Consider the following 14,430-nt stretch of genomic DNA (forward strand, 5'->3'; position numbering starts at 1 on the left):
AACTCCTCCTATATATTCCTATATATAAAGTAAATAAACTCTAATTAAGCTGCGTAAGTAACTTCTATTCAGACTTAGAAGGTCTTATGATATATATAGACCATTCCTCTGTCCACAACGAAGTTGCGTAAGCAACTTCTATACAGACTTAGAGGGTCTTAGCTCGCGTATTGTGCGAGCTTAGAGCCTCTTAGTCTGTTTTACATAACACCAAACATCGCCATAAATGTACCAGCCGCAACCGCTGTACCAATAACACCGGCTACGTTAGGTCCCATAGCATGCATCAAAAGGAAGTTAGAAGGATCTGCTTCTGAACCAACCTTCTGTGAAACTCTGGCTGCCATAGGAACCGCAGATACACCTGCTGAACCAATAAGTGGATTAACCTTACCGTGTGTAGCCTTACACATAATCTTACCAAATATTACACCTGCCGCTGTACCAAAGCCGAATGCAATAAGACCTAATGCAACAATCTTTAATGTATCAAGATTGAGGAAGGCTTCTGCACTTGTTGTAGCACCAACTGATGTACCAAGAATAATAACAACTATATACATAAGTGCATTGGATGCTGTTTCTGTAAGTTGCTTAACAACTCCTGACTCTCTAAAAAGGTTACCAAGCATAAGCATACCAACAAGTGGTGCTGTTGTAGGAAGAATTAATACTACAACGATTGTAACGATAATAGGGAAAAGAATTTTCTCAAGCTTAGATACAGGTCTTAACTGTTCCATCTTAATCTTTCTTTCTTTTTCAGTTGTTAATAACTTCATAATAGGTGGCTGAATAATTGGTACAAGTGACATATATGAATATGCTGCAACCGCTATTGGTCCAAGGTAATTAGTCTGTCCTAATTTACCAGCAAGGAATATTGATGTAGGACCATCAGCACCACCAATAATAGATATAGCTGCTGCTGCCTTATCTGGGAATCCCATAAATATAGCCATAATGTAAGCAGCAAATATACCAAACTGTGCTGCTGCACCTAAAAGGAAACTCTTAGGATTAGCGATAAGTGGACCAAAGTCTGTCATCGCACCAACACCAAGGAAGATAAGTGATGGCAGAATACTCCATTCATCTAATAAATAAAAATAATGTAACAAACCACCTACGCCATTGCTTGAATCTTCAATAGATAACATAATATCCGGGAAAAGATTAACAAGTAACATACCAAATGAAATAGGTACTAAAAGCAGAGGTTCATATTCTTTTTTGATTGCCAAATACATGAAAAACAGCGCAACCAGAATCATCAGATAATTACCCCAAGTGAGGTTAAAGAATGCTGTCTGGTGAACGAGGTTTCCCAATGTTGATAAAATATATTCCATTTTTTACCTCCGTATATTATCTCTACACAACTAATTGATATATCAATTAGTTCATAGAAACTAATACTTTACCTGACTCTACTGAATCACCAGCTGCACACTCAACTGTAGCAACTGTACCATCCTGTGGTGCACAGATTTCATTTTCCATCTTCATAGCTTCAAGAACGAGTAATACATCACCCTTCTTAACTGCTGCGCCCGCATTAACGTTAACCTTAAGAATCTTACCAGGCATTGGTGCATTAACCTTTACTGCACCCTGTGCGCCTGCTGGTGCTGCAGCCTTTGGCGCTGCCTTAGGAGCTGCTGCTTTTGGTGCTGCTGCCTTAGCTGCACCTGCTGTGCTTCCTGTTCCTTCTTCTACAGTAACATCATATACATTACCATTAACTGTTATTGTATAATTCTTCATAATTTATTTCCTCCTGCTATTAACCTTTCTAATTGAACGAACTACAAGTCCGTCTGTAGATGTATTCTCTGATGCAGCAATAGCTGCTGTTATAACTGCTATAAGTTCAAGATCATCAACTTCTTCATCCTGCTCTTCGCTTGAAACTATCTGAGCAATAGCATTATCAACGCCCTGGGCACCATTAGATGCTTCATTCTTAGCCTTATTTCTATTCTCAAACTTATTGATGTACTTAAATAATGAAATAATGAATGAAATAAATATAAGTACAACGAATACTGTTCCCATACCGATAAGAGTATTCATTACCGCTTTATACATCTTCTGTCCTGTAGTATATGATGGATTGATAGCACCATTTTCAAGTGTATAGTCATCATTAATTACGAATTCAAATGTACATTTATCATTTTTCTCATATGAAGTATCAACTGTAATAGTACATAACTCACCTGTCTTGCTATTGAGTTCTACATTAATTTCATTGATACTCTTTAAAGCACCTAACTCATCTCTTGTGCTATTCCAGCTATTATAAAAAGCTATTGTCTTAACACTAATTCCACTCTGGTCAACAATGTATAACTTATTATTTACCATTGTAAGTGATTGAGCTGCCTCTGCATCCGCTGTTATCTTAGCAGAATCATTCTTATCAAGATATGTAATCATATCTTTAACCCAGTCTACAAGATAAGCCTCACTGGCATCAAGCTGCTGCTGTTTTAATTCTGTCTTGGCACTTGCTGTTGATATAGTGCCATTAGATGAACTGCAGGCTGTCATACAGAATACACAGATAAGTAATGAGAATAACACTAAGAACTTTTTAAACTTAATTTTCTTCATATTATCACCTCTTCAATTATACTGTGCCATGCTTCTTATCTGCACGAACCTCTCTTTTATCAAACAACATTTCAAATGCTGCAATAATGTACTTTCTTGTATCTTCTGGGTTAATAATTGTATCAACATAACCTCTTGCAGCTGCCTGCTCAACGCTTGACTGTAATGCTGCATATTCAGAAGCCTTTTCATTAATCTTAGCTGTAACATCATCTGCTGCTGCGATTTCATCAGCATACATAATCTTAGCAGCTAAAGAAGCATCCATCATACCGATGCTTGCCTGTGACCAGGCATATACCATATCTGCACCTACTGACTTAGAATTCATAGCTACATATGCGCTTCCATAAGCTTCACCTGTAATTACATTAACCTTTGGCACATCTGCGTTAGAAAATGCATATACTAACTTAGCAGCTGCCTTGGCAATTGTCTTCTCAGCTCTTACATTAGCTTCAAAGCCCTTAACATTAGTAAGCGAAAGCACTGGTATTTCAAATGCGTTACAGAATGTTACGAATTCGGCTGCCTTATAAGCTCCATCTGTAGTTAATACAGCTGCAAACTCTTCTGCCTTTTCGCCATTCTCATCATATATTGCTGTTCTGTTAGCAACAGCACCAACTGTAACTCCATCAAGCTGAATGAAGCCAGTTACCATTTCCTTAGCATATTCAGCCTTAACTTCTACAAATAATCCATCATCTGAAATATCTGTAAGAGCAAGTGCAGCATCAGCTATCTCTGCTGACATATCAGCGCATACTCTGTTAAGGTCGTCCTGATTATCTGTGTATACAGCACCTTCCTCATTATTAGATGGAAGCATTGATACAAGCTGTCTTACTCCATTAGCGATTGTTTCTTCATCACCAATGAAATCTGCAACACCTGCTTTAGCCATAAATTCTGCACTTGATGTATCAAGCTTAGATTCATAGTTGCCATCTAATGCGTTAGGACTGTTAACAAATAACTTAGCCTTCTTTTCTTCCACAAATACGAAATCTGAAAGTTCTGCAAGAACAGCAAGACCTCCACCACATTCACCGTATACGGCTGTAATCTGTGGAACAATTCCAGAAGCTAATGACATATTCTTATAAATCTGTCCAAAGCCGTCAAGGGCGTCTGTTGCTTCCTGAAGTCTTAAACCTGCGCAGTCAATCAGACCAATCACAGGAGCTCCCATTTTCATTGCCTTCTCATAAAGATTAGCAATCTTCTTGGCATGCATCTCACCAATTGTTCCGCCTAACACAGCAGCATCCTGGCTATACACATACACAAGATTTCCATTGATAACTCCATATCCTGTGATTACACCATCAGATGGAGCCTTTTTTTCCTGCATGTTAAAATCTGTTGCTCTTGCTGTAACAGCCGCTCCGATTTCAACAAAACTGCTATCATCAAGAATTGCTTCGATTCTTGATAAAGCCTGTGTAGTATTACTCATCACCGAGACCTCCTCTTTGTTATATATTGCTTAATGCAAACAACTATTGTTTATTTTATAACAATGTAAGTTAAATTACAAGAGATTTGTTGTTGCTTTCCACGTTATTTTGTTAATTTCATACGCATTTTTCATTAATTTTGCACATAGGACATATATGTTATTAATCTTTTGTTTCAAGAACTATAATAAGTCCTTTATGAACCTTAATTATTCCCTGTTCATCTTCTACCTCGTTGCTCTGGCATATACTTAATCCCTGCTTTAATTCATAATTATCAAGCGTATATTTAAATCCCTCAAGGCTTAAACTGACATTTTCTGACATAGGAATAATTGACACATATCTTCCATACTGGCTGTCTTTACGAATTATATGTATTCCATCAGCCTCACTTAAAAGATATATATAATTGTGTTCATCAACTATATGGCAGTCCTTTCCACAATCAGCCACCACCTTCATATTTCCTATATTGGTAATTGTGTGATCCATTCTTGTTCCTGTCGCACCAAGTATATATATGTCTGTTGCACCCTTTTTAAGTGCTGTCATAATCGCAAGATGTGTGTCGGTATAATCTTTTTCTTTAGGATATGTCTCAAATTCAGTATTACTCTTATATGTGTCAAGCACATCTTTATCTACTGAATCGTAATCTCCAAGCAGATAATCCACCTTCAATCCAAGCTTATCAGCATACTCAAGCCCGCTGTCAGCCGCTATGCAATAATCAAATGTCTGATTATCAAGCCATTCCTTAGCCCACGCAACATTAATACTTCCACCTGTAACAATAAGAGCCTTGCTCATCTTCTATAACCTCCTTTTTAATTATCAATCTTTTAAATTTTCTGTCCATGTTCTTTAATTTTTCACATTTATACTTTATAATTAACCCAATAGTAATTAAGCGTATATATTTTAATAAGCAGACAGCATTTTCATTCTGCTTACATCTGGTAATAGTACCACATTTTACTGCTTATATATAGTTTAATTTACGCGAAGCATTTTAATGCTACATATTACATATTATTTATATACACAGAAAGGAGATTATTGTGAGCAGCTTAAATTCACAGTCAGACAATACAGTTGATGAACACATCATTGACGAAGCTAAGCAATCTGGCATTTCTGAAAAAGAAGTCAAAAATATTATCGAGGAAGAAGAAGGCATTGAGCTTTTACAGCACTCTGGCAATCTGTATGAGTCAACAGATGACAAATATAAAGATAACTTGTCGTCTGCAATAACTTTTTTTGTATGCGGTGCTGCTGGAATTATAATTCTTATTCTTAATGACATCGGAATATTAAAGTTTGTAACAAAAGGTAGTTCTAATTTCATACTTGTAAATGTTGTTCTTGGTCTTTTATTTGTTGGATTTATCGCAATAGGTTTCTGGTCTTTAAAGTATTCCAAGAAAATCAAGTCAAACGCCTCTATCGAAAATGAAGCAACGGACACTATTATCAACTGGCTTAATGACAATGTAACCAAAGAAGACATTGAAGGTTCTTACAACAATGATATTGCAGAAGAAATGAAATATTTCAACAGAAGTGATTACATCAAAAATGCTATTATGAAACAGTTCCCTGACACGTCTGAAGGGTTATGTGACACTATCTCTGATAAATACATTGACAGCATTTTCAATATGTAAATCAACTTTACAAAAACAAAAAGAATATACAGGCTTCTATAAAAAGCATACAATCAGCTTTATAAAAACACTGGCTTCCATAGAACCATACAGTCTGCTATAAAATCACGCAGCCTGTCAATGCTAAATATTACCCAGCTATAATCAGGCTATAACATAAGATAAGCAAAAGCTGTTGGTTTATTATCTAAACACTGATAATAAATCAACAGCTTTTTACTATTATTGTAAATATAATTACTTACTTTGAAAGGTACTCATCAATACCCTTAGCAGCAGCTTTACCAGCTCCCATAGCAAGAATAACTGTTGCAGCACCTGTAACAGCATCACCACCAGCGTATACGCCTTCCTTAGATGTCTGTCCATTAGCTTCTTCTGCTACAATACATTTCCTCTTATTAATCTCAAGACCCTTAGTTGTAGATGAGATAAGTGGGTTAGGTGATGTACCAAGTGACATTATAACTGCATCAAGATCCATTACGAATTCTGAATCAGGGACTTCAACAGGCTTTCTTCTTCCAGAAGCATCTGGTTCGCCAAGTTCCATCTTAACACACTTAATACCTGTAACATTACCCTTATCATCAGTAAGGACTTCTGTTGGGTTAGTAAGAAGGTCAAATATAATACCCTCTTCTTTAGCGTGATGTACTTCTTCTGCTCTTGCAGGAAGTTCTTCCTCACTTCTTCTGTATACAATATGTACCTCAGCACCAAGTCTTAATGCTGTTCTTGCGGCATCCATAGCAACGTTACCACCACCAACGACAGCAACCTTCTTAAATCTTGCTATTGGTGTATCATAATCCTCTCTGAAAGCTTTCATAAGATTGCTTCTTGTAAGGTATTCATTAGCTGAGAATACTTCATTAGCATTTTCTCCTGGGATACCCATAAATCTTGGAAGACCAGCACCTGAACCGATAAATACAGCATCAAAACCTTCTTCATTAATAAGCTGGTCAATTGTCATTGACTTACCGATTACTACGTTAGTTTCAATCTTAACGCCAAGCTTCTTAACATTTTCAATCTCTGATGCAACAACTGTCTTCTTTGGAAGACGGAATTCTGGAATGCCATATACTAATACTCCACCAGCTTCGTGAAGTGCTTCAAATATTGTAACATCATATCCCATCTTAGCAAGGTCACCGGCACAAGTAAGTCCTGAAGGACCTGAACCGATAACAGCCACTTTCTTACCCTTCTTCTCTGTTGGCATCTCTGGTGATACATTGTTCTCTCTAGCCCAGTCAGCTACGAATCTTTCAAGCTTACCAATTGATATAGCTTCGCCCTTAATTCCTCTTATACACTGACCTTCACACTGTGTTTCCTGTGGACATACACGGCCACATACAGCAGGTAATGCAGATGACTTTCCAATAACCTTGTAAGCTTCTTCAAAATTACCTTCTTTTACATTATGTATGAATTCCGGAATATTGATTGATACTGGACATCCCTGTACACATTTAGCATTCTTACAATTAAGGCAACGTGTTGCTTCTTCCTGTGCCTCTTCTGCATTATATCCAAGGCATACCTCATCAAAGTTCTTATTCCTTACATCTGGAGCCTGTTCCCTTACTGGAACTTTCTTCATAACATCCATTATATATACCTCTTTTCCGTTGATTAATTACATTGTCCACATCCACCGTGATGTGTATCTCCTTCAAGGGCTGCAAGCATAGCTCTGCCCTCTTCTGTCTTATATGTCTGCTGACGTTTCATAGCCTGGTCAAAGTCTACTAAATGTCCATCGAACTCCGGTCCGTCTACACAAGCGAACTTAATCTCATCACCAACCTGAAGTCTGCATGCACCACACATACCTGTACCATCAACCATAATAGGGTTCATACTTACAACTGTAGGTATACCTAATTCCTTAGTTAAAAGACAGACGAATTTCATCATAATCAATGGTCCAATCGCTATACATTTGTCATACTTCTTACCCTGTGCATAAAGATCTTTAAGTACATCTGTACCCATACCTTTTCTTACATAGCTGCCATCATCAGTTGTTATATAAAGATTACCTGCCACTGCCTTCATCTCTTCTTCTAATAAGATAAGGTCTTTGTTCTTAGCTCCAACGATAACATCAACATCTACACCATGCTCATGAAGCCATTTTACCTGAGGATATACTGGTGCTGTACCTACACCACCTGCTATAAATACGATATTCTGCTTCTTTAAATCCTCAATATTCTCGTGAATTAATTCTGAAGGGCATCCTAATGGACCAACGAAATCACTAAAAGCATCGCCTGCTTTAAGGTGAGACATTTTTTCTGTTGATGCTCCTACTATCTGGAATACAATTGTTATTGTTCCAGCTTCTCTGTCATAATCACAGATTGTAAGAGGAATTCTCTCTCCTTTTTCATCCATTTTAACAATTATGAACTGGCCAGGTTCACAGTGCTTAGCAACTCTTGGTGCTTCAACATCCATAAGAAAAATCTTTTCTGCTAATTTTTCAGCCTTAAGAATCTTGTACATTTTATTACCCCTTTCAGTTATATATTATCTGAAGTGTTAATCACACATCAAAACTTAATTATATGCGGCTGCACTATATGCTCCGCCATTCTGTGTCACTGTATAGCAGTCACCTGTCTTAGTCGCGACACCATAATAACCAGCTGTAGAAGTCTTACCCGTCTTAGATGTCACATCATATCTTACAACGAACATCTCAACTCCATCTACAGTTGTCCTTGACTGATATACAAATGTAACTGTAGAACCATCAGCAGCTGTAGTTCCATCTGACTTAAGCACTCCCTTTGATATAAGCTTTCCTTTTAATATCTCAAGTGCCTCATTATATACATATGTCTTAGCCTTGTTGACAACATAGTTACGCTTAACAACACTGCTTGACTGGTTATGCGAATCAATTATAACAACGGATATTACATTATTACCTGTTGGAATTGTAAATGGTTCAGAATATTCCTCCGAATTCTTAGTTGGTGTAGAACCATCTAATGTATAATACGCTGTACTGCCAACCGGAATATTATCTATTGTCACAGTCTGTCCTTCCTCATATGTTCCAGATACAGGACTTACTGTTGGTGCAGATGGCTTCTTAAAATCAACTGTATACTCCAGAGCCACTACTTCACTGCACACTCCTATATCATTAATAGCAATAGCCTTTATTATAGTAGTACCACTCTGTATTTCTATTGCTGTACCTGTGTAATGCGTACTTTTCTTATCTGGCTCAGTCTTATCTGTTGTGTAATATATTGTTGAACTGCTGTTCTCTGTAAATTGTAACTTAATTACATCATCATAGCTTCCAGCTTCAACTGATGGCTTAGGAGTTTCAACAACATAATCAGTAAGATATTTGTAACCCTGTTTATCCTTATAATCTTTAATAAGCTTATTAAGACTTGTTCCATCTTTCTTAGTATTATATATTGAAGCTAATGCTTTTATAGCTTTCTCATTATTCTCATCAAATGATAAAATATCCTTTAACACTTCAATTGACATATCTGTATTATCTGTTGCAGCATAACACTGATACAATGTATATTTTAAATCTACATTTTTCTTGCCTTCAGATAACTTGGAAGCTTTAGCAAGATACTTAATAGCATTATCATAATCCTTGTTCTGATAAGAACTCATTCCTTTATCATAATTATATTGGTACGAATTCTTATTCTTATTATTAAGAACAACTCCGACAACTATACCTATAATAACTACTAAAGCAGCTACTACACAGGAAACAGCTATAATCATCTTTTTCCTCTTAGCATCCATAGGCTTCTTAGCCTTTTCCTGCACGCTGTCATCTTTCTCATTATTACCATTATCCATATGTGCATCAGAACACTTATCCTGCTGTTCTGCCATATTATATTCTGTTACCAGTTCTGACTCCCTGACTTTATTATATTCTTTTACTCTGCTGGTATCATCTATATTATTCTGTTCTTTATTGGATTGAAGTTTTTTGTCTGCATTCAAATCACTGATATTAATTGTAGCATCACTTACTTTAGTAAGCATATCATCTGTGACCTTAGGTATAACTCTTGTCTTACCCATTGTTTCATCAGCCAACTCATCATCTTCATCTGATAACTCATTCTGAGTATCTATGAATGCTTTAGCAACGTTAGTTTCTTCTTCAACAAGCTTTTTCATTGATTTAATTAACTCATCATCTAACTCATCTTTGTCATTGCTATTCATACTTATTCCCCTGCCTTTATATTTTAACGAATAAATTCTAACATATTGATACTCAATAATCAATAAATTAACAAATTAAACTTTTTGAACTTTATAGCTGCTATCCATTTGATATATATTATTTTTTATTTTGTTAATTCTTTTTATCGTTCTTTCATAAATAAGACATACTTTGCACACAATTACAGGTTATATTAATAATCAGATAGCAAAGTTAATTCTTTCTATCTCCCCCTCATATTAAATAATAAAGAACAGGCACCATAAGAATAATCTTATAGTGCCTGTTTCTTTTTATATTGTCTATTTTGTTCTATAAGCCGTTTATTATTACAGTCAGTTCCATTATGTTCTGATAACAGTCAAAATATTATATAAAGAATGGTTATGCCAGACTTGAATGTCTGGCATAACCATCTTTAAGTTCTATAATATCTTTAAAGCTTATATCAAGAATTGAAATTTTCCAGCAGCATTACCTGATGTTAGTAACTGTTACTGTACAGCTAAGTGTCTTATTATGAACTGTAGCTGTTACTGTAGCTGTTCCTGCCCGTCTACCTATAACTTCACCTGATGATGAAACCGTACATACTCTTGGATTAGAACTTCTCCAGGTAACAGCATCTTCTGTACCTATTACATCTAGATTAAATCTATCGTACTGCTCCAATCTCACTCGTGATGTACTCACAGCAAGCGAATGTACCGTACATGAAGCTTCTACACTGCTGTTATTGCTTATAACAAACACATCTGCAGTACCAGGACCAACGGTTGTGATTACACCATTCTGGTCTACCTGTACAATTCCTGTATCTGTTGAATACCACTCATAAGAATCTGTATTATTAACAGGTCTTACAATTACTGATAACTGTCTAGCTCGTCCAGAAAGCATATATATTTCTTTAGAGTTAATTCTTAATGATGATATGTTAACAACTGGTGTTACATATACCCAGCATACACCCTTAACTTCGTTACCGTCTTGTGATGTAGCTGTTATCTTACATTTACCAGTACTAAGGGCAAATATTTCTCCCGACTCATCTACTGTTGCAATAGCTTCATTAGATGATGTCCATGATACATCTTTGACAGTTGCACTGTCTGGTGTTATGACTGCTGTAACCTTAGCTGAATCACCAACAAGAAGCCTTACTGTATCTGGTTCAACTGTAATTCCTATTACAGGATCAACAACCTTTACAATACAAGAAGCACTAACACCACTTCCGTCTGCCGCTGTTGCTGTAATAACTGCATTACCAACTGAGTTGGCACTTAAGTTACCATTGCCATCTACATAACATATATCATAATTAGAAGATGACCATACTATATTCTTATTAGTAGCTGTATCCGTTCCAACAGAAGCAACAAGCGTTCCTGTTGAACCAACATTCATAAATTTATCAGTTTCACTAAGAGTTATTGATGATACATACTCTTTTACTACAATCGTACACGCCGCCGTTAACTTATTAACTTCGGTTGTCACTTCAATTATACAACTTCCACCCTTTAATGCTGTAACAACACCATTTTCATCTACTGTTGCTACTGATGGATCACTTGATAAATATGTAACATTCTTATTCTCAGCATCATAAGGTTCAACTACCGGTATGATTGCATATTTAGCTCCAACCCATAATTCCTGATAATCTGAGTTAAGCGAAATTCCTGTTACCGGCTGTGTAACCGTTACAACACAATATGCTGTAAGTCCTGTATCAACATTGGTTGCAATAATAGATGTTGTACCAGCACCTACTGCTGTAACCTTACCATCGCTCTCAACTGTACACACGCTCTCATCACGGCTTTCCCAGCTGATAATCTTATTATCTGCATTCTCTGGAAGACAAGTAGCATTAAGCCAGAATACCTGACCCTGTCTTACAGTTATATCTGTTGTATTAAGTATAACCTGTGTTACAGGCTGTTTAACATATATATTACACATTGCTGTGTAGTTACCGTCCAATGACTTACAAAGGATTGTACAACTTCCTGTTCCAACTGCCTCTACAAGACCATTAGAATCTACGATACACACATTAGTATTAGAAGATTCCCATACTACTGTTCTATTAGTAGCTGTTACCGGAAGAACCTCTGCTGTAATTCTTAATGTACTGCCTATTGACATTATCTCATCAGTATAATCAAGTTTAATCTGCTCTACTGGTATGCTTATGATAAAGTTACAAGTAGCTATATATGCTCCATCTGTTGTCTTACATACGATTGTACAATATCCTGGCTTAACATACTTAACAAGACCATTCTCATCTACTGTTGCAACTGATGGATCTGATGATGTCCATGTTACAGCACGGTCAACACCTTCGCCTGCTGGAAGAACAGTTGCAACGAGCTGATACTGACCAACTGCCATCGATGATTCAACTGTTGTTGCATTAAGTACAAGACCTGTTACAGGTTCTCTTACATATACATCACAAGTTGCTACTTTAAGTCCGTCTTCTGTTATGACCGTAATTGTTGTTGTACCACCAGATACACCAGTAATTGTAGCTGTATAGCTGTCACCTTCTACTGTTGCAACATCTGTATTAGATGATGACCATAATACTTTATTATTAGTTGGTGCTGATGGGTTAAATATAAGCTGTACAGTATCAGATGAACCTCTGTCTACTGTAAGTGATGAAGGATTAATAGTAATCTCACCCACTGGTGTTGTAACATATACAACACAGGTTGCTTTCTTAATAACGCCATTAACATTCTGTGTCACCTTAATATGTGCTATACCTGATGCAATACCTGTTACCTTGAATGTTCTTCCGTCTTCTGACTGAACTACATTAATTAAAGTCTCAGTTGGAACAACTCCTGCTGCATCTGGCTGATTCTCTACTGTAAATGTAATATCATCCTTGCTAGGATTATTAGTTACAAGTGCCACAAGGTTCTGTGTATCACCTATATTAACACTCATTGATGTAAGGCTTAAGCCAAATCCATCGATAACTGTAATCTCATAAGAAAGCTGATTATTAAGCTTGTACTTTGTTGAAAGTTCATCGTCAACTCTTGTTGCATATATAGTAGCTTTACCAGCTCCCATTGCTGTAACAAGACCTGTTGTTGCATCAACCTGAAGTACGCTGTTATCAGATGTTGACCAGGTAACCTCTGTTGATTTAGCAGAAGTCTTAAGCTGTATTGAGTCACCCACATTCATATTGCTTACATCATTGCCAAGCTTCTTAAATGGTACAACAACATTAACTACATCTTTGGTCGCCCAGCCTATGTTACCCTGTACATCAATACTTGCAACACCTGCTGTTGCCTGGGCTACACCTGCGTTAACACCTTTTACGCTGCCAGCCTTATATGTAATTACGTCTGTATCTGATGATACATATGTAACACCTGCTGTTGCTGGATACTTAATATTAGAAGGAATTGCTTCTTCTTTAAAGTCTTCAAAATCTTTATCTGATAATGTAATAAATCTTGTACCATCAGAAAGCTTCTGAATAGAATGTCCTTCTGAGTTAGCAACTCCATCAGTGTATTCGACCTTTGATGTTATCTGGTATGTTGCTGTAAGAGAATTGATACCATCACCATCTGCTGTTCTTACTTTAAGATTAGTTCTACCACCACCGACAATCTTAAGTGTTACTTTAGCACCTGAAGATGATACTTTCTCTACAATACCATCTTTAGAAAGACTTCCTGTCTTATCATTGTCTGTTTCAACAAATATTTTATTAGTATCATTGGCATTAGATGTTATCTCAATAATATCTCCTACCTGATAACAAAGCATTTCTTCTTTTGTAAGCTCTACACCATTTCTGTATGCCTTAAAGCTGTTAATCTTTAAAGGAACGATGATATCTACAGAGTCATTTCCAAGCTCTTCTTCATAAGTAATGCTACCGTCTGGTCCGTAAGCCTTAGTATAATATGTAGCCGTAATTGTTGCCTTACCTGCTCTATTACCATATATTGTAGGATTGGCAGTGCCTTCTGCTGTGTCTGCATATTTAGTTCCCGCACTATCACTTACGACAAATTTAATAATATCAGAGTTGGATACTGTCCATTTAAGATTTCTTACTGCCGGCTTATAATTATCCGGTGAATCCTGACTGACATTATTCTCATCTCTTCCCGACATAGTTGCCACGATGCTGTTCGACTCTGTGCCCTGATTAACAATTGTTGCTGTCGTTGTCACTGATACAGTGACACTGGAATCAGCTTTAGCAAATACCATATATCCGCCAAATACGAATATAACAAGCATTGCTGAAAGCAATATTTTCCATTGGATTTTGAGTTTTCTTAACTTCTTGATATTGCTCATATATATGCCTCATTTCATAAATATTATTCATTGGTATACTATTTTAGAAATATTTTACAATATCTCC

The 14,430-nt window shown here is 36.5% G+C and carries 10 protein-coding genes; 1 reads left to right on the top strand and 9 read right to left on the bottom strand.

Features of this window, described 5'->3' with window-relative positions; translation table 11 throughout:
• Nucleotides 1-200 precede the first annotated feature (200 nt).
• The 5 genes from C7390_RS01680 to C7390_RS01700 form a co-directional block, all read right to left on the bottom strand.
• Nucleotides 201-1,352, bottom strand: coding sequence for a sodium ion-translocating decarboxylase subunit beta (locus C7390_RS01680; protein WP_090140650.1), 1,152 nt, complete (start codon nucleotides 1,350-1,352; stop codon nucleotides 201-203).
• A gap of 46 nt (nucleotides 1,353-1,398) precedes the next feature.
• Nucleotides 1,399-1,767 carry a biotin/lipoyl-containing protein gene (locus tag C7390_RS01685; RefSeq protein ID WP_055174518.1) on the bottom strand — a complete coding sequence of 123 codons (369 nt, stop codon included), beginning with the start codon at nucleotides 1,765-1,767 and terminating at the stop codon, nucleotides 1,399-1,401.
• A gap of 3 nt (nucleotides 1,768-1,770) precedes the next feature.
• Nucleotides 1,771-2,619, bottom strand: a complete 849-nt coding sequence (locus C7390_RS01690) for an OadG family protein (protein ID WP_318295488.1) — start codon at nucleotides 2,617-2,619, stop codon at nucleotides 1,771-1,773.
• 16 nt (nucleotides 2,620-2,635) lie between these two features.
• Nucleotides 2,636-4,081 carry an acyl-CoA carboxylase subunit beta gene (locus C7390_RS01695; RefSeq protein WP_055174514.1) on the bottom strand — a complete coding sequence of 482 codons (1,446 nt, stop codon included), beginning with the start codon at nucleotides 4,079-4,081 and terminating at the stop codon, nucleotides 2,636-2,638.
• Nucleotides 4,082-4,244: 163 nt separating this feature from the next.
• A complete protein-coding gene (locus C7390_RS01700) occupies nucleotides 4,245-4,895 on the bottom strand; it encodes a thiamine diphosphokinase (protein ID WP_090140652.1) in 651 nt (216 codons plus the stop codon).
• A 251-nt stretch (nucleotides 4,896-5,146) separates the two neighbouring features.
• On the opposite strand from C7390_RS01700, the gene C7390_RS01705 reads away from it, so the two are divergent.
• Nucleotides 5,147-5,755, top strand: coding sequence for a hypothetical protein (locus C7390_RS01705; protein ID WP_116443492.1), 609 nt, complete (start codon nucleotides 5,147-5,149; stop codon nucleotides 5,753-5,755).
• A gap of 241 nt (nucleotides 5,756-5,996) precedes the next feature.
• Here C7390_RS01705 and gltA read toward each other — a convergent pair whose 3' ends face one another.
• From gltA to C7390_RS01725, 4 genes are all read right to left on the bottom strand, one after another.
• Nucleotides 5,997-7,382 (bottom strand): NADPH-dependent glutamate synthase, encoded by a 1,386-nt coding sequence (gene gltA, locus C7390_RS01710; protein WP_055174508.1) that lies wholly within the window; start codon nucleotides 7,380-7,382, stop codon nucleotides 5,997-5,999.
• 20 nt (nucleotides 7,383-7,402) lie between these two features.
• Complete coding sequence (locus C7390_RS01715) at nucleotides 7,403-8,281, bottom strand: sulfide/dihydroorotate dehydrogenase-like FAD/NAD-binding protein (RefSeq protein WP_022502018.1); 879 nt, start codon at nucleotides 8,279-8,281, stop codon at nucleotides 7,403-7,405.
• A gap of 54 nt (nucleotides 8,282-8,335) precedes the next feature.
• On the bottom strand, nucleotides 8,336-10,003 hold the full coding sequence (locus C7390_RS01720) for a chitobiase/beta-hexosaminidase C-terminal domain-containing protein (protein WP_116443493.1): 1,668 nt from the start codon (nucleotides 10,001-10,003) through the stop codon (nucleotides 8,336-8,338).
• A 475-nt stretch (nucleotides 10,004-10,478) separates the two neighbouring features.
• On the bottom strand, nucleotides 10,479-14,363 hold the full coding sequence (locus C7390_RS01725; RefSeq protein WP_116443494.1) for an Ig-like domain-containing protein: 3,885 nt from the start codon (nucleotides 14,361-14,363) through the stop codon (nucleotides 10,479-10,481).
• Nucleotides 14,364-14,430 lie beyond the last annotated feature (67 nt).

Source organism: Bacteroides galacturonicus (assembly GCF_003096855.1).
Classification (GTDB): Bacteria; Bacillota; Clostridia; order Lachnospirales; family Lachnospiraceae; genus Lachnospira; species Lachnospira rogosae.

Bases quoted from the DNA above. Each gene is read 5' to 3' on its own strand.
- C7390_RS01680 (WP_090140650.1), bottom strand. From the start codon at position 1,352: ATGGAATATATTTTATCAACATTGGGAAACCTCGTTCACCAGACAGCA.
- C7390_RS01690 (WP_318295488.1), bottom strand. From the start codon at position 2,619: ATGAAGAAAATTAAGTTTAAAAAGTTCTTAGTGTTATTCTCATTACTT.
- C7390_RS01715 (WP_022502018.1), bottom strand. From the start codon at position 8,281: ATGTACAAGATTCTTAAGGCTGAAAAATTAGCAGAAAAGATTTTTCTT.
- C7390_RS01695 (WP_055174514.1), bottom strand. From the start codon at position 4,081: ATGAGTAATACTACACAGGCTTTATCAAGAATCGAAGCAATTCTTGAT.
- C7390_RS01700 (WP_090140652.1), bottom strand. From the start codon at position 4,895: ATGAGCAAGGCTCTTATTGTTACAGGTGGAAGTATTAATGTTGCGTGG.
- C7390_RS01725 (WP_116443494.1), bottom strand. From the start codon at position 14,363: ATGAGCAATATCAAGAAGTTAAGAAAACTCAAAATCCAATGGAAAATA.
- C7390_RS01720 (WP_116443493.1), bottom strand. From the start codon at position 10,003: ATGAATAGCAATGACAAAGATGAGTTAGATGATGAGTTAATTAAATCA.
- C7390_RS01685 (WP_055174518.1), bottom strand. From the start codon at position 1,767: ATGAAGAATTATACAATAACAGTTAATGGTAATGTATATGATGTTACT.